The sequence below is a fragment of the Enterobacter dykesii genome (genome assembly GCF_008364625.2).
GTDB lineage: Bacteria > Pseudomonadota > Gammaproteobacteria > Enterobacterales > Enterobacteriaceae > Enterobacter > Enterobacter dykesii.
Window position 1 is genome coordinate 306,914 of record NZ_CP126604.1, and the last position, 15,655, is coordinate 322,568.

General features: G+C 55.9%; 15 protein-coding genes. 11 read left to right on the forward strand and 4 right to left on the reverse strand.

Translation table 11 applies throughout. The features are described from left to right. Positions 1 to 35: 35 nt before the first annotated feature. The 5 genes from dnaB (at position 36) to tyrB (ending at position 5,400) form a co-directional block, all read left to right on the forward strand. A complete protein-coding gene (gene dnaB, locus F0320_RS01405; protein ID WP_023310046.1) occupies positions 36 to 1,448 on the forward strand; it encodes a replicative DNA helicase in 1,413 nt (470 codons plus the stop codon). A gap of 16 nt (positions 1,449 to 1,464) precedes the next feature. After that, entirely contained in the window at positions 1,465 to 2,544 is a 1,080-nt protein-coding gene (alr, locus tag F0320_RS01410; RefSeq protein WP_032662599.1) for an alanine racemase, read from the forward strand. Between the two features lie 22 nt (positions 2,545 to 2,566). Continuing rightward, positions 2,567 to 3,124 (forward strand): nicotinamide riboside transporter PnuC, encoded by a 558-nt coding sequence (gene pnuC, locus F0320_RS01415; protein ID WP_126331166.1) that lies wholly within the window; start codon positions 2,567 to 2,569, stop codon positions 3,122 to 3,124. Then, entirely contained in the window at positions 3,121 to 4,131 is a 1,011-nt protein-coding gene (locus tag F0320_RS01420; RefSeq protein ID WP_126331167.1) for an AAA family ATPase, read from the forward strand. The genes pnuC and F0320_RS01420 overlap by 4 nt, the downstream gene beginning before the upstream one ends. Before the next feature lie 75 nt (positions 4,132 to 4,206). Next, positions 4,207 to 5,400: an aromatic amino acid transaminase gene (gene tyrB, locus F0320_RS01425; protein WP_047653102.1), complete on the forward strand. Its 1,194-nt coding sequence runs from the start codon at positions 4,207 to 4,209 to the stop codon at positions 5,398 to 5,400. Between the two features lie 83 nt (positions 5,401 to 5,483). Here the strand turns inward: tyrB and F0320_RS01430 are convergent, their stop codons facing one another. Then, positions 5,484 to 6,626: an IS481 family transposase gene (locus F0320_RS01430; protein WP_431605437.1), complete on the reverse strand. Its 1,143-nt coding sequence runs from the start codon at positions 6,624 to 6,626 to the stop codon at positions 5,484 to 5,486. 281 nt (positions 6,627 to 6,907) lie between these two features. Between F0320_RS01430 and aphA the strand changes: the two genes are divergently transcribed. The 3 genes from aphA to F0320_RS01445 all read left to right on the forward strand — a co-directional run bounded on the left by aphA (position 6,908) and on the right by F0320_RS01445 (position 8,507). Beyond that, positions 6,908 to 7,621 (forward strand): acid phosphatase AphA, encoded by a 714-nt coding sequence (gene aphA / locus F0320_RS01435; RefSeq protein ID WP_032662578.1) that lies wholly within the window; start codon positions 6,908 to 6,910, stop codon positions 7,619 to 7,621. 113 nt (positions 7,622 to 7,734) lie between these two features. Beyond that, a complete protein-coding gene (locus F0320_RS01440) occupies positions 7,735 to 8,151 on the forward strand; it encodes a secondary thiamine-phosphate synthase enzyme YjbQ (RefSeq protein ID WP_023310052.1) in 417 nt (138 codons plus the stop codon). A gap of 2 nt (positions 8,152 to 8,153) precedes the next feature. After that, positions 8,154 to 8,507, forward strand: a complete 354-nt coding sequence (locus F0320_RS01445; protein ID WP_023310053.1) for an MmcQ/YjbR family DNA-binding protein — start codon at positions 8,154 to 8,156, stop codon at positions 8,505 to 8,507. A gap of 3 nt (positions 8,508 to 8,510) precedes the next feature. Here F0320_RS01445 and uvrA read toward each other — a convergent pair whose 3' ends face one another. Then, positions 8,511 to 11,333 carry an excinuclease ABC subunit UvrA gene (gene uvrA / locus F0320_RS01450; protein ID WP_126331174.1) on the reverse strand — a complete coding sequence of 941 codons (2,823 nt, stop codon included), beginning with the start codon at positions 11,331 to 11,333 and terminating at the stop codon, positions 8,511 to 8,513. Between the two features lie 250 nt (positions 11,334 to 11,583). Here uvrA and ssb1 point away from each other — a divergent pair, with 250 nt between their 5' ends. Then, positions 11,584 to 12,114, forward strand: a complete 531-nt coding sequence (gene ssb1, locus F0320_RS01455) for a single-stranded DNA-binding protein SSB1 (protein ID WP_023310055.1) — start codon at positions 11,584 to 11,586, stop codon at positions 12,112 to 12,114. 62 nt (positions 12,115 to 12,176) lie between these two features. On the opposite strand, the gene F0320_RS01460 is transcribed toward ssb1, so the two are convergent. Continuing rightward, positions 12,177 to 12,458, reverse strand: coding sequence for a YjcB family protein (locus F0320_RS01460; protein WP_126331176.1), 282 nt, complete (start codon positions 12,456 to 12,458; stop codon positions 12,177 to 12,179). A gap of 646 nt (positions 12,459 to 13,104) precedes the next feature. Here F0320_RS01460 and F0320_RS01465 point away from each other — a divergent pair. Further along, entirely contained in the window at positions 13,105 to 14,670 is a 1,566-nt protein-coding gene (locus tag F0320_RS01465; RefSeq protein WP_047653098.1) for an EAL domain-containing protein, read from the forward strand. Positions 14,671 to 14,676: 6 nt separating this feature from the next. Here F0320_RS01465 and soxS read toward each other — a convergent pair whose 3' ends face one another. Beyond that, a complete protein-coding gene (soxS, locus tag F0320_RS01470) occupies positions 14,677 to 15,003 on the reverse strand; it encodes a superoxide response transcriptional regulator SoxS (protein WP_008503387.1) in 327 nt (108 codons plus the stop codon). A gap of 98 nt (positions 15,004 to 15,101) precedes the next feature. Here soxS and soxR point away from each other — a divergent pair, with 98 nt between their 5' ends. Then, positions 15,102 to 15,560, forward strand: a complete 459-nt coding sequence (gene soxR, locus F0320_RS01475; RefSeq protein WP_023310057.1) for a redox-sensitive transcriptional activator SoxR — start codon at positions 15,102 to 15,104, stop codon at positions 15,558 to 15,560. The last annotated feature ends 95 nt before the right edge of the window (positions 15,561 to 15,655 follow it).

Genomic DNA, 15,655 nt, shown 5'->3' on the forward strand with positions numbered 1-15,655 from the left:
TCGACCCACTCTTTATCTCGGTAACTCCATTCACTATGGCAGGAAACAAACCCTTCAACAAACAGACTGAACCTCGCGAGCGTGATTTCCAGGTCGCAGGGTTAAAGGTCCCGCCGCACTCGATTGAAGCGGAACAGTCGGTGTTGGGCGGTTTAATGCTGGATAACGAACGCTGGGACGACGTCGCCGAGCGCGTCGTCGCGGAAGATTTCTACACCCGCCCGCACCGCCACATCTTTACTGAAATGGCGCGTCTGCAGGAATCGGGCAGCCCGATCGACCTGATCACGCTCGCGGAATCGCTGGAGCGTCTTGGTCAGCTCGACAGCTGCGGCGGGTTTGCCTATCTGGCGGAACTGTCAAAAAACACGCCTAGTGCGGCGAACATCAGCGCGTATGCCGATATCGTGCGCGAACGTGCCGTCGTCCGCGAGATGATCTCGGTGGCGAACGAGATCGCCGAGGCCGGTTTTGATCCGCAGGGGCGTACCAGTGAAGATCTGCTCGACCTTGCTGAATCCCGCGTCTTTAAAATCGCCGAAAGCCGCGCCAATAAAGACGAAGGTCCAAAAAACATCGCCGATGTGCTCGATGCCACCGTGGCCCGTATCGAACAGTTGTTCCAGCAGCCGCACGATGGCGTCACCGGTGTGAACACCGGCTATGACGATTTGAATAAGAAAACCGCTGGCCTGCAGCCGTCGGATTTGATTATCGTCGCCGCGCGTCCGTCGATGGGTAAAACTACTTTTGCGATGAACCTCGTCGAAAACGCGGCGATGTTGCAGGATAAGCCGGTGCTGATCTTCAGTCTTGAGATGCCCTCCGAGCAGATTATGATGCGTTCTCTGGCGTCGCTGTCGCGCGTGGATCAGACCCGCATTCGTACCGGCCAGCTCGATGATGAAGACTGGGCGCGCATCTCCGGCACTATGGGTATTCTGCTGGAAAAACGTAACATCTATATCGATGACTCCTCCGGCCTGACGCCGACGGAAGTGCGCTCCCGCGCGCGCCGTATTGCCCGTGAACACGGCGGCATCGGCCTCATCATGATCGACTACCTTCAGCTGATGCGCGTTCCGTCGCTTTCCGACAACCGTACGCTGGAAATCGCGGAGATTTCCCGCTCGCTCAAGGCGTTAGCCAAAGAGCTGCACGTACCGGTAGTCGCGCTGTCGCAGCTGAACCGCTCCCTGGAACAACGCGCCGACAAGCGCCCGGTCAACTCTGACCTGCGTGAGTCCGGCTCCATCGAGCAGGATGCCGACTTAATCATGTTCATCTACCGTGATGAGGTTTATCACGAGAACAGCGACCTGAAAGGGATCGCCGAAATTATTATTGGTAAACAACGTAACGGCCCAATCGGGACGGTGCGTCTGACCTTTAACGGACAGTGGTCGCGTTTCGACAACTATGCCGGTCCTCAATATGATGATGAGTAATTTCTAAGGAATTCAAATGCAAGCGGCAACTGTTGTTATTAACCGCCGCGCTCTGCGACACAACCTGCAACGTCTGCGTGAACTGGCGCCCGCCAGCAAGCTCGTTGCAGTCGTGAAAGCGAACGCTTACGGACACGGTCTTCTGGAGACCGCGCGAACGCTCCCCGATGCCGACGCCTTTGGCGTCGCCCGTCTTGAAGAAGCCCTCCGCCTGCGCGCGGGCGGCATTACCCAACCCATTCTGCTCCTCGAAGGCTTTTTCGAAGCCAGCGATCTGCCGACCATTGCTGACCAGCATCTGCATACCGCGGTACATAACGAAGAACAGCTCGCCGCACTCGAAACCGCCGAACTGAGCGAGCCGGTGACCGTCTGGATGAAGCTCGACACGGGCATGCACCGTCTGGGCGTGCGTCCGGAAAGCGCGGAAGCGTTTTATCAGCGTTTATGCCGGTGCAAAAACGTGCGCCAGCCGGTGAATATTGTCAGCCACTTCGCCCGCGCCGATGAGCCCGAGTGCGGTGCGACCGAGCGCCAGCTGGATATCTTTAACACCTTCTGCGAAGGCAAGCCGGGGATGCGCTCGATTGCGGCATCCGGCGGGATTCTGCTGTGGCCGCAGTCGCATTTCGACTGGGCGCGACCGGGCATCATTCTCTACGGCGTGTCGCCGCTGGAGAATAAGCCCTGGGGGCCGGACTTTGGCTTCCAGCCGGTCATGTCGCTGGTCTCTAACCTGATTGCCGTGCGTGACCATAAAGCGGGCGAGCCGGTGGGCTACGGCGGTACCTGGACCAGCGAGCGTGACACCCGTCTCGGCGTAGTGGCGATGGGCTATGGTGACGGCTATCCGCGCGCCGCGCCGTCGGGCACGCCGGTGCTGGTCAACGGTCGCGAGGTGAAGATTGTTGGCCGCGTGGCAATGGACATGATTTGTGTCGATCTGGGGCCTGAAGCCCAGGATAAGCCCGGTGACGATGTGGTGATGTGGGGCGAAGGGCTGCCCGTCGAACGTATTGCTGAAATTACGAAAGTGAGTGCTTACGAACTTATCACGCGCCTGACGTCAAGGGTGGCGATGAAGTACATCGACTAACATTTTATTCCAGGGAAGGATAATGTCCCCTTCAGAAATCGCTGCTTGTCTGGCCTATGCGCTCTCCGTCTGGCTGGCCGCCAGAAATAACATCCATACGTGGTGGATTGGCATCATAGGCAGCGGGCTTTATGCCTGGGTCTTTTATTCTGTGCAGCTTTATGCTGACGTTACGCTTCAATTCTTCTTCATTATCACGAGCATAACCGGTTGGATGCACTGGCTGAAAGGCAATAGCGGGGACGTATTGCCTGTCCGTCGTACCAGACCGGGGCATTTTTTTATTCTCCTGGCCTGTGCCATGAGCGTGGCGGCGGTGTACGGACTGATATTGCATCTCTACACCAACGCCTGGGCTCCCTGGCTGGACTCCATCATTTTGACATTCAGCGTTCTTGCTCAGTTTATGCTGATGGAACGACGTCTGGAAAACTGGTACGTTTGGATTGCCGTTAACACGCTGGCGGTACCACTGTATGCGATGAGGGACCTGCATCTGACCGCCGGGTTATATCTGCTGTTTTGGTTTAATGCATGGCATGGACTGTATCAGTGGCGTAAGGAGATCCGCGCGCAATGAAGCTGTATGCCAACGGTCTGGTGGTAGGCAAATTCGCACCATTACATGCGGGCCATGAAGCGCTTATCAATACGGCACTTGAGCAGTGCGAGACGGTCTGTATCATCAGCTATTCGTCGCCGGAAATACGCGGTTACGAACCTGAAAAGCGGCTTAACTGGTTAACAACGCGCTTCCCGCAATGTCGCCACCTCGTGCTTTCGCCGCAAGTGTTGGCTTCATATGGCCTTGCGCCACCGCCACCGAATGACGCTGATGACGATCTTCACCGGCATTATGTTGCAACGCTATGTGAGGACATTTTGCATTGTCAGCCAGAGGCGGTATTTACTGCCGAAGACTATGGAGACGGGTTTGCCACTGTCCTGAGCCAGCGTTTCGGACGACCGGTTGCGCACGTGCGTCTCCAGCGTCAACAGGGACCAGAGGCTCCATCGGGAACGCTCATCCGTTCTGATGTTCATCGTTATCGCAAGATGATGTCCCCTGAGGTGTATCGCAGCTTTGTTTTCCGTATCTGCTTATTAGGTGGAGAATCGACGGGCAAAAGCACGCTTGCAAAGGCACTAGCGCAAACGCTAAACGTTCCGTACGTTGCAGAGTATGGTCGTGAACACTGGGAAGAGAAAAACGGCATCCTTGATCTGGAGGATTTGCTGCATATTGCCCGCGAGCAAGTGCGTCGGGAAGAATTAGCCTGCGCGGCGCCTTATCTGGTCTGTGATACGTCACCTTTAACGACCCTGTTTTACGCGCTCGATCAGTTTGGCAGCGCGCCGCAGGCGTTAAAGGAGTTAGCCGAACGCGACTATTCTCTGGTCGTACTCTGCGGGGATGAATTTCCGTTTGTACAGGATGGCACCCGACAGGGGGAGGCGTTTCGCCACCGACAGCAAGCGTGGTATGAAGCGGAGCTGTCGGCACGAAATATTCCTTTTCTGCGCGTGCAGGGCTCACTGCCTGAGCGAATCGATTGCATTTGCCGATATATCGAGTGTCTGGCCTGATATCGCTCTCGACCTTCACCTGCTTCCGGTTTATTGTTGAAATCCCTGCCTCATCGAATTCCGGAGAACCATCGCGTGTTTCAGAAAGTTGACGCCTATGCCGGCGACCCTATCCTCTCCTTAATGGAGCGTTTCAAAGAAGATCCTCGCAGCGACAAAGTGAATCTCAGCATCGGTCTGTACTACAACGAGGATGGCATCATTCCTCAATTAAAAGCCGTTGCCGAAGCCGAAACGCGTCTGAACGCTGTTCCACACGGTGCTTCTCTTTATCTGCCGATGGAAGGCTTAAACGCCTACCGCAACACCATCGCACCGTTGCTGTTTGGTGCCGATCACGCGGTGCTCGCGCAAAAACGTGTGGCGACCATCCAGACGCTGGGCGGCTCGGGTGCGCTGAAAGTGGGCGCAGACTTCCTGAAAAAATATTTCCCGGATTCAGGCGTGTGGGTCAGCGACCCGACGTGGGAAAACCACGTTGCGATCTTCGAGGGCGCAGGTTTCAACGTGGCGACCTATCCGTGGTTCGACAGCGAAACGAACGGCGTGCGCGTCGAAGCGCTGCTGGAAAAACTGAACACCCTGCCGGCGCGCAGCATTGTGCTGCTGCATCCGTGCTGCCATAACCCGACCGGTGCGGATCTCACCAACGCCCAGTGGGATGCGGTGATTGAGGTACTGAAGGCCCGCGACCTGATTCCGTTCCTCGACATCGCCTACCAGGGCTTTGGCGCGGGTATGGAAGAAGATGCTTACGCTATCCGCGCCGTGGCCAGCGCCGGGCTGCCAGCGCTGGTCAGCAACTCCTTCTCTAAAATCTTCTCCCTGTACGGTGAACGCGTTGGCGGTCTGTCCGTGGTCTGTGAAGACGCCGAAGCGGCGGGTCGCGTGCTCGGCCAGCTGAAAGCGACGGTGCGCCGCATTTACTCCAGCCCGCCAAACTTTGGTGCGCAGGTGGTGGCGACGGTTCTCGGTGACGAACAGCTGAAAGCGTCCTGGCTTGCCGAAGTGGAAGCGATGCGTAAGCGCATCCTGTCCATGCGTCAGGAGCTGGTTAACGTGCTGAAAGAGGCCGTGCCGGGACATAACTTCGACTATCTGCTCAAGCAGCGCGGGATGTTCAGCTATACCGGTCTGAGCGCGGCGCAGGTCGACCGTCTGCGCGAAGAGTTCGGCGTCTACCTGATCGCCAGCGGCCGTATGTGCGTGGCGGGCCTTAATGCCAGCAACGTTCATCGCGTGGCGCAGGCGTTTGCTGCTGTAATGTAAGCACTTACCAACCATCCCTCTCCCTGTGGGTGTACAGTCCGGGGACATGGTAGACAGGTGTTCGGGGACATGGTGAACACTTTTTAACATCCTTTACCCATGGTGATCGACTTTTTCTTCAGGTCGATCACCCCCACTTTCGTGCTGTACCACCACACCTCATAGCTGCCGTCTTCCTGCATTTCCTTCAGCCCGACCCGTTCTCCCCTGAACGCCTTGCCTGCGCTCAGACTTACCCCTTTCACGCTCAGCTTTCCGCTGATATCCACTTTCCTTACCATCACGCCCTCGTCGTATTCCGGGGGCGTTGTGTTGCCGCTGTACTGCCGCGCTGACGGCTGATACCGCGAGCCCGGTACCGCCATATCCAGCGCCTCGTGCGGGCGTTCAAGGTTGTACACCGTCCGCCAGTGGTCGAAGGCACGCTGCAGTTCGCCCTCGTTCGCGAACCACTTCCCCTGCAGCACTTCCGCCTTCAGGCTGCGGTGAAAACGCTCCAGCTTGCCCTGCGTCTGCGGATGATAAGGCCGGGAATGGCCCACCCGGATACCGTGGCGCATCAGCCACAGCTCCAGCGCCGTCCAGGTACCGGTGGTGTCGCCCCACGGTGAGCCGTTGTCCATTGTCATCCGGTCCGGCAGGCCGTAACGTTCAAACACGCTGACCAGCTGCTGCTGCACGGTCTCGCGCCGTTCATCGGTACAGGGCGCCAGGCACAGGGAAAAACGGGAGTGGTCGTCCAGCAGGGTGAGCGGATGGCAGCGGCCGCCGCCAAAGGGAAAGTGGCCCTTAAAATCCATCTGCCAGAGGCGGTTCGGCGCGTCGTGTTCGAACCGTCCCGTGGCGGGTATGCCCGGTGAAGCGCCCGGCAGCAGACCATGGCGGGCCATCAGGCTATGGACGGTGCTGAAGGCGGGCATGCGGTGCCCCTGGTCTTCGAGCCAGCGCTTAATCTTGCGGGCTCCCCAGCGTTCATGGCGGTCATGGGCCATGCGCAGCAGGGCAGTGATGTCGTCAGATGAGCGGTTCGGGGAATGGTGGGGTATGCGGGGCCGGTCCTGAAGGCCGGACGGGCCTTCCTGAGCCCAGCGCTGAAGCCACTTGTAGCCGGTGGCAGGTGAAATGCCGAAGCGACGGCAGAGGGAACGGATGTTCGCCCCGTCCTGCGAGGCGAACAAAACAAACTCAGTACGTAATGACATGGTATCTCTCGCATCCCAGGGCATAAGCGACTCCATAAACGGGTTCTTATGCCTTAGTTGTAAGTGTCTACCATGTTCCCGAACAAGTGTTCACTATGTCCCCGGACCGTACAGTGGGAGAGGGGCGGGGTGAGGGCATCAGGCCGTACAAAGACGTTGCCCGGCATTCTGTGATCATCTTCTTTTTATTCAGCTTCATAAGCAAAAACTCCTTCCCTTCACCTCCCGCTGGGGTTATGGTCGGGTAGTTTTTTGACCATCCGCTCAAATTAAAACGATAACAAACTGAATATTCAGGGGAAAATATGCGCAAGATCACACTGGCGCTCAGCGCCGCCTGCTTATTGTTCTCGCTTAACAGCGCCGTCGTCGCGCGAGCTTCTGCCCCGACGCCGCTTTACACCGGCACCACCGCCGCCATTCTTGCCGAGCAGGCACCCATTCACTGGGTTTCCGTGGCCCAAATCGAAAACAGCCTGATTGGCCGCGCGCCAATGGCCGTGGGCTTTGACATTGACGATACCGTGCTGTTCTCAAGCCCCGGCTTCTGGCGCGGGAAGAAAACGTATTCACCCGACAGCGAAGCGTATCTGAAGAACCCGGAATTCTGGGAAAAAATGAATAACGGCTGGGACGAATTCAGCATCCCGAAAGAGGTTGCCCGTGCGCTTATTGCTATGCACGTGAAGCGTGGTGACAGCATCTACTTTGTTACCGGCCGCAGTCAGACCAAAACCGAAACCGTCTCTAAAACGCTGCAGGATGATTTCCAGATCCCGGCGACCAGCATGAACCCGGTCATTTTTGCCGGTGACAAAGAAGGGCAAAACACCAAAACCCAATGGCTGGAAAAGAAAAATATCAAAGTATTCTACGGTGATTCAGATAACGACATCACCGCCGCGCATGACGTGGGGGCCAGAGGGATCAGGGTATTGCGTGCCTCTAACTCGACCTATCGACCGCTGCCGATGGCCGGAAAGTTTGGCGAAGAGGTGATCGTCAACTCGGAGTATTAAGTATCCGGCAGCGGGTTTGACTCTTTTTTAATCAAATCTCGCTGCTGCGGGTTTTACCTTTCGTCTTCTTGCTGCACACTTAGAAAGATTCATCTTTCATCACGGAGCAGCACATGTGGTACCAACAGACCCTGACCTTAAGCGCTAAACCACGCGGATTTCACCTGGTGACGGATGAAGTCATCGGGCAACTCCGCGATCTGTCGCGGGTGAAAACGGGTTTGCTGCATCTGCTGCTTCAGCACACGTCAGCCTCTCTCACGCTGAATGAAAATTGCGATCCCACCGTCCGATCCGACATGGAGCACCATTTTCTGAAGAGCGTCCCGGACAACGCGCCTTACGAGCATGACTATGAGGGGGCGGACGATATGCCTTCCCATATTAAATCCTCCCTGCTGGGCGTGTCGTTGATGCTGCCGGTTCACAACGGCCGGCTGCTGTTGGGAACGTGGCAGGGGATCTGGCTGGGAGAGCATCGCATTCACGGTGGTTCGCGTAAAATTATCGCCACGCTACAAGGGGAATAAAGATGACAATTTCGGAGATACTACAGTACTGCATGAGCAAGCCCGGCGCGGAGCAGAGCGTCCACAGCGACTGGAAAGCCACGCAGATTAAGGTGGGTGATGTGCTGTTTGCGATGGTGAAAGAGGTGGAAGGCCGTCCGGCGGCGTCGCTGAAAACCAGCCCTGAACTGGCGGATTTGCTACGTCAACAGCATGATGACGTGAGGCCGAGCAAGCACCTCAATAAGGCGCACTGGAGCACCGTCTATCTGGATGGATCGATTCCTGGCTCGCAGATTTACTACCTGGTGGACGCGTCCTATCAGCAGGCGGTTGAGCTGCTGCCGGAAACCACCCGACAGCAACTCTCCGTGTGACAATTACAGCAACGGTTTAAGGAAGCGCGCGGTGTGCGAGGCTTCGCACTCTGCAACGGTCTCTGGCGTACCGGAGACGAGAATTTCACCGCCGCCGCTGCCGCCTTCCGGGCCGAGATCGACAATCCAGTCCGCGGTTTTAATGACGTCCAGGTTATGTTCGATGACCACGATAGTGTTGCCCTGGTCGCGCAGCTGATGCAGAACCTCGAGCAGCTGCTGGATATCGGCAAAGTGCAGGCCGGTGGTTGGCTCATCCAGGATGTACAGCGTCTGACCGGTGCCGCGTTTTGACAGTTCACGCGCCAGCTTCACACGCTGCGCTTCACCGCCGGACAGCGTGGTCGCCGACTGTCCCAGACGAATGTAGGTCAGGCCCACGTCCATCAGCGTCTGCAGCTTACGCGCCAGCGCAGGGACGGCATCAAAGAATTCGCGCGCCTCTTCGATGGTCATATCCAGCACTTCGTGGATGGTCTTGCCCTTGTACTTAATTTCCAGCGTTTCGCGGTTATAGCGCTTGCCTTTGCACTGGTCGCACGGCACGTAGATATCCGGCAGGAAGTGCATCTCAACCTTGATCACGCCGTCGCCCTGGCACGCTTCGCAGCGACCACCGCGAACGTTAAAGCTGAAACGTCCTGGCGTATAGCCGCGGGAGCGCGCTTCCGGCACGCCGGCGAACAGTTCACGTACGGGCGTAAAGACGCCGGTATAGGTTGCCGGGTTAGAGCGCGGGGTACGGCCAATCGGGCTCTGGTCGATGTCGATAACCTTATCGAAATGCTCCAGACCCTGGATGTCGCGGTACGGCGCAGGCTCGGCCAGCGTCGCGCCGTTCAGCGCCGTCTGCGCAATCGGGAACAGCGTATCGTTGATCAGCGTCGATTTACCGGAACCGGACACGCCGGTGATACAGGTAAACAGGCCAACCGGCAGCGTCAGGGTGACGTCTTTCAGGTTGTTGCCGCGCGCGCCGGTCAGCTTCAGCACTTTTTCCGGGTTCGCCGCCACGCGCTGTTTTGGTACCTCAATCTTGCGCTTGCCGCTCATGAACTGACCGGTCAGCGATTCGGGTACCGCCATGATGTCCTTCAGCGTCCCTTCAGCAACCACCTGCCCGCCGTGTACGCCAGCGCCTGGGCCAATGTCGATGACGTGGTCAGCGGCGCGAATGGCGTCTTCGTCGTGCTCGACCACAATCACCGTGTTGCCGAGATTGCGCAGGTGGACCAGCGTGCCGAGCAGGCGCTCGTTGTCGCGCTGGTGCAGGCCGATGGACGGCTCATCCAGCACGTACATCACGCCGACTAAGCCCGCGCCAATCTGGCTCGCCAGACGGATACGCTGGGCTTCACCGCCGGAGAGCGTTTCTGCCGAGCGGGAAAGCGTCAGGTAGTTCAGGCCGACGTTCACGAGGAATTTCAGGCGATCGCCAATCTCTTTCAGCACTTTTTCGGCGATTTTCGCGCGCTGGCCGGAGAGCTTCAGGTTGTTGAAGAAGTCCATCGCGTGGCCGATGCTCATGTCTGAGATGGTCGGCAGCGCCGTGTTTTCCACAAACACGTGGCGCGCTTCGCGACGCAGACGCGTGCCCTCACAGGTGGCGCAGGAGCGGTTGCTGATGAACTTCGCCAGCTCCTCGCGCACCGCGCTGGATTCGGTCTCTTTGTAGCGGCGCTCCATGTTGTGCAGCACCCCTTCGAACGGGTGGCGACGCACGGAGGTATCGCCGCGATCGTTCATATACTTGAACTCGATGTTCTCTTTGCCAGAGCCGAACAGGATCACTTTGTGCACGTTCGGGGTCAGGCTCGCCCACGGGGCTTCGACGTCGAACTTGTAGTGCTCCGCCAGCGACTTCAGCATCTGGAAGTAGTAGAAGTTACGTTTGTCCCAGCCGCGAATGGCGCCGCCCGCCAGGGACAGCTCCGGATTCTGGATCACGCGGTCCGGGTCGAAATACTGCTGCACGCCCAGGCCGTCACACGTCGGGCACGCGCCCGCCGGGTTGTTGAATGAGAACAGGCGCGGTTCCAGCTCGCGCATGCTGTAGCCGCAAATCGGGCAGGCGAAGTTGGCGGAGAAGAGCAGCTCTTCCGCTTTTGGGTCGTCCATATCGGAGACCACGGCCGTGCCGCCAGAGAGTTCCAGCGCCGTTTCAAACGATTCTGCGAGACGCGTGGCGAGATCGTCACGCACCTTAAAGCGGTCAATCACTACCTCGATGGTGTGCTTCTTCTGCAGTTCCAGCTTGGGCGGGTCGGACAGGTCACACACCTCGCCGTCGATACGGGCGCGGATATAGCCCTGGCTTGCCAGGTTTTCCAGCGTTTTGGTGTGTTCGCCCTTACGCTCTTTAATGATTGGCGCCAGCAGCATCAGGCGTTTGCCTTCCGGCTGCGACAGCACGTTATCCACCATCTGGCTCACGGTCTGTGCCGCCAGCGGGACGTCGTGGTCCGGGCAGCGCGGCTCGCCCACGCGGGCATACAGCAGACGCAGGTAGTCATGAATTTCGGTAATGGTACCGACCGTTGAACGCGGGTTATGCGAGGTGGACTTCTGCTCAATAGAGATAGCAGGAGACAACCCTTCAATGTGGTCGACATCCGGTTTTTCCATCAGCGACAGGAACTGACGCGCGTACGCAGAGAGCGATTCAACGTAACGACGCTGTCCTTCGGCATACAAAGTGTCGAAAGCCAGTGAGGATTTGCCAGACCCCGAAAGCCCGGTCACGACAATGAGTTTGTCGCGAGGGATTATGAGGTTGATATTCTTGAGATTGTGGGTGCGGGCGCCCCGAACTTCGATCTTATCCATTCACCTTTCCCGGTTGGAACACGGATTGCCTGATTTGTTTGAAGGACAAACGGCTGTCAGAAACGGCTAATTATGACACAATTTGACCTGTTTGAATATACAGTATTGGAATGCATTTTCTGATTGGCTGTGTAACAATGTGGAGTTGCGAGAGAACTCTGGAACGTGCTACGCAACTATCAAAGTGCAGCATGGAAATGGTACACTCGCGCGTTTACACTATTAAGAAACGTATTCAGGAGACACGAACATGGCCAGCAGAGGCGTAAACAAGGTGATTCTCGTCGGTAATCTGGGCCAGGACCCGGAAGTACGCTACATGCCGAGTGGTGGCGCAGTTGCCAACATTACGCTGGCTACTTCCGAATCCTGGCGTGATAAAGCGACCGGTGAGATGAAAGAGCAGACCGAATGGCACCGTGTAGTGCTGTTTGGCAAACTGGCAGAAGTGGCCGGTGAGTATCTGCGTAAAGGTTCTCAGGTCTATATCGAAGGCCAGCTGCGTACCCGCAAATGGACCGATCAGTCCGGCGCTGAGAAGTACACCACGGAAGTCGTGGTCAACGTGGGCGGCACCATGCAGATGCTGGGTGGACGTCAGGGCGGTGGCGCACCGGCAGGTGGCGGTCAGAGCCAGCAGCAGGGCGGTTGGGGTCAGCCTCAGCAGCCGCAGGGCGGCAACCAGTTCAGCGGCGGCGCGCAGTCTCGTCCGCAGCAGCAGTCTGCTCCGGCGCCGTCTAACGAACCGCCAATGGATTTCGACGACGACATTCCGTTCTGATTTCCGCGCGCTGAAAACAAAAAACCCAGACTAGCGTCTGGGTTTTTTTATTCCGGAAGGGATCAGGTAATCACCATCGGCCAGTCTGGCGGCGTGTGGCTCATCGCCTCAACCATCACCACTTTAATATTTTCCCAGACGGCGGCGATATCCAGCGGGGTGATGCCAAGCAGGCCCGTTGCAAACCAGCAGGCTGAGCCCAGCCCCAGCAGGGTGCTGATGACAGCAAGACCCGCATAGTCAGATTTACGAAACTGAATGTTCAGCGTGCTGGCTAAAAACATCAGTACCGCACTCAACAAAGGCCAGCGCAGGAGAACCATGCTGGTGGTAATGGTTGCCATAAAACCCATCCTCTATAAAACAGACGAACTGAATGAAACGGTGTTTCTCGTTACAAAATATGTGTGAACTATATCACATTTGTTGATTTATTCGCCAGTATCTGTGCGATCAAAAAAGAGGATTTTATTCCTCAGGAAAGGCGGTTGAGCAGGCAGACCCGGACTCGGCGCATGAGGAGGCAGACCCACTGCGTGCCGGAAACGCCCTTCGGGCAAGTGGGAGTAACTCAAATTCGGTTTTTATAAGTGGGGCCGTTATTCTCTGCCAATCCTGAAAATAGTGTGGCGAAGACTGATTATTTATAAATCAACGAACACAATATCTCAGAGCAAATAGCATAAAACGTCATGGTGAAGTTGTACTTTTTTCATGCTGTCAGACATTTGGCTTAATCAACGATCGTCTGTTGTGTTATCTTCCCGCCTGCCCCGGCGGGCTGGATAATTATTTTCCTTAATTGAAACGGAACGAATACTTACAGTTTAACTTACGGGAAAATATTATCGTCATAACGAAATTTAAGATTTTTAATACTAAAAGTCAGTTGCTAACTTCGCATGATTCATGCAACGTAATCACCTGTTTAACAAAGCATCCGGCCTTCATTACTACAGGCGTACAACATGCAGGGATATAGGGCGGGAAATGAATCGTAGCGCGCGGCGCAAAATGCTCAGGGTGGTAGGGATCATCATGGTAGTTATGCTGCCGGTGATGCTTGCGCTATGGTTTGCCCAGCTACGAGCTGTGTCTGAAACAAGCGCCCAGCTACGCACATTTGCTGAACTGGCTTTAGACAAAACAGAGCTGGTTATTCAACAGGTTGAGCTGGCCAGGGACGAGGCTGTAAAATATCAGGGCGAGCTTTGCACGCCGGGACACCGTCAATATATGCTGAACGTTGTTCGTGGCCGCCTGTTTGTCGCCGATTTAATTTACGCTGAAGGTCAGAATTTTCTTTGTTCGACCGTTTTTACACCGGATCACCCCTACGCCATTCCTGTCGCTAATTACACGCGTAAACCAGACGTCGCTATCTATTATTATCGCGATACCCCATTTTATACTGGCTATAAAATGACATATATGCAGCGCGGAAATTATGTGGTGGTCGTCAACCCGCTTTCATACAGCGAAGTTATGTCCGCGGATCATTCTCTCTCCTGGGGTGTGTACGACACGGTTACCAATGCTTTCTTTTCGGTCAGTCAGAAAGCCAATGTTTCTTTATTAAATTCGATGATTCGGGATAAGGAATCGGTATTTCAAAAAGATAACCGCTTTTATACGATCGTAACATCCCCCAAAAGACCAATTGCGGCCATTGTGTCGACATCGAATAAACGCTTTTATGAAACGCTTTATCACCAGGCGACGTTGACGCTACCGCTGGGCATGATCTGCAGCATTATTATTTTGCTGGTATGGTCCCGTACCCATCGTGAGCTCAATTCGCCGGGGCGCTTACTGCACCGGGCGCTGAACAAACGACAGCTTTGCGTCCACTATCAGCCGATTATTGATATCAAGAACAACCGGTGTGTAGGCGCGGAGGCATTGTTACGCTGGCCTGGTTTTAACGGGCAGGTGATGAGCCCGGCTGAATTTATTCCGCTGGCGGAAAATGAAGGTATGAGCGAGCGGATTACGGACTATGTCGTTGAGGAGGTGTTCAACGATCTGGGCCATTTCCTGGCCGAGCATCCGCATCTCTATATTTCGATTAACCTGTCGGCCACGGATTTCCACTCCTCGCGGCTGATCGCCATGATTTCAGACAAGGCCCGCCACTATGCCGTCCGTGCGCAGCAAATCAAAATAGAAGTGACGGAGCGCGGTTTTATCGATGTGCCAAAAACCACGCCGGTGATTCAGGCTTTCCGTCAGGCGGGTTACGAAGTCGCGATCGATGATTTCGGTACCGGTTACTCGAACCTGCACAACCTCTACTCGCTGAACGTGGATATTCTGAAAATCGATAAATCCTTTATCGATACCTTAACGACCAACAGTACCAGCCACCTGATCGCCGAGCATATTATCGAGATGGCGCAGAGCCTGCGGCTGAAAACCATTGCGGAAGGGGTAGAAACGGCAGAGCAGGTGAGCTGGCTGTTGAAGCGCGGCGTCCAGTTTTGTCAGGGATGGCACTTCGCGAAAGCGATGCCGCCCCAGGAATTTATGACCTGGCAGCAGCAGCCTTTGCACTGAGGGTGATTAATTCAACTGGTGGCGATAGTCGCTCGGCGTGCGGTCAAACTCGCGGCGAAACACGCGGGAAAAGGTTTGTTGCGACACATAGCCAAGATCCATCGCGATATCAAAAATGGGCCGCTGCGTTGAGCGTAGCGCCTGCGCCGCCAGCAGCAGTCTGCGCTGGCGAATATACTCACCCAGCGTCTGATGCATGACCGTGCGGAACATTCTCTGTAAATACCATTTCGAATAGCCCGACTTTTTAGCGACCACATCAATGTTCAACGGTTGGTCGATATGGTCATCAATCCATTCAATAAGCGTCTGAATAATCTGCTGATGCGACATAAGGTTGCCCCTCTGTAGATACAACTATCTCGGTTAATTCGTCGTTTTCTCTGCGGGGGAGTATAATTCCTCAAGTTAACTTGAGGTAAAGAGGTTTTATGGAAAAGAGATTGCCGCGAATTAAAGCGCTTTTAACTCCCGGTGAAGTGGCGAAGCGAAGCGGCGTTGCGGTATCGGCGCTCCACTTCTATGAAAGTAAAGGGTTAATCAAGAGCATCCGTAACGGGGGCAACCAGCGTCGCTATACCCGCGACGTGCTCCGCTACGTTGCGATTATCAAAATTGCGCAACGAATCGGAATTCCCCTGGCCACGATCGGCGAGGCGTTTGGCGTGCTGCCGGAGGGACATACGCTTAGCCCGAAAGAGTGGAAAGAACTGTCGTCCCAGTGGCGTGAAGAGCTGGACCGGCGTATACATACGCTGGTCGTCCTGCGTGACGAACTGGATGGTTGTATCGGCTGCGGCTGCCTGTCGCGTAGCGATTGTCCGTTGCGTAACCCCGGCGACAGGCTGGGCGAGCAGGGGACGGGGGCGCGGTTGCTGGAAGAGGATTAATAAAGAACTAAAGCGCCACATAAGGGCGCTTTAGTTTTTCCCGGTCTTTGTCTTTCACTCTATCCCGCTGGTTCACGGGAGGGTTTCCCCCGACG

Coding starts and splice junctions, on each gene's coding strand:
- dnaB (WP_023310046.1), top strand. CDS start 36: ATGGCAGGAAACAAACCCTTCAACAAACAGACTGAACCTCGCGAGCGT.
- alr (WP_032662599.1), top strand. CDS start 1,465: ATGCAAGCGGCAACTGTTGTTATTAACCGCCGCGCTCTGCGACACAAC.
- pnuC (WP_126331166.1), top strand. CDS start 2,567: ATGTCCCCTTCAGAAATCGCTGCTTGTCTGGCCTATGCGCTCTCCGTC.
- F0320_RS01420 (WP_126331167.1), top strand. CDS start 3,121: ATGAAGCTGTATGCCAACGGTCTGGTGGTAGGCAAATTCGCACCATTA.
- F0320_RS01430 (WP_431605437.1), bottom strand. CDS start 6,626: ATGCCCTGGGATGCGAGAGATACCATGTCATTACGTACTGAGTTTGTT.
- aphA (WP_032662578.1), top strand. CDS start 6,908: ATGCGCAAGATCACACTGGCGCTCAGCGCCGCCTGCTTATTGTTCTCG.
- F0320_RS01440 (WP_023310052.1), top strand. CDS start 7,735: ATGTGGTACCAACAGACCCTGACCTTAAGCGCTAAACCACGCGGATTT.
- F0320_RS01445 (WP_023310053.1), top strand. CDS start 8,154: ATGACAATTTCGGAGATACTACAGTACTGCATGAGCAAGCCCGGCGCG.
- uvrA (WP_126331174.1), bottom strand. CDS start 11,333: ATGGATAAGATCGAAGTTCGGGGCGCCCGCACCCACAATCTCAAGAAT.
- ssb1 (WP_023310055.1), top strand. CDS start 11,584: ATGGCCAGCAGAGGCGTAAACAAGGTGATTCTCGTCGGTAATCTGGGC.
- F0320_RS01460 (WP_126331176.1), bottom strand. CDS start 12,458: ATGGCAACCATTACCACCAGCATGGTTCTCCTGCGCTGGCCTTTGTTG.
- F0320_RS01465 (WP_047653098.1), top strand. CDS start 13,105: ATGAATCGTAGCGCGCGGCGCAAAATGCTCAGGGTGGTAGGGATCATC.
- soxS (WP_008503387.1), bottom strand. CDS start 15,003: ATGTCGCATCAGCAGATTATTCAGACGCTTATTGAATGGATTGATGAC.
- soxR (WP_023310057.1), top strand. CDS start 15,102: ATGGAAAAGAGATTGCCGCGAATTAAAGCGCTTTTAACTCCCGGTGAA.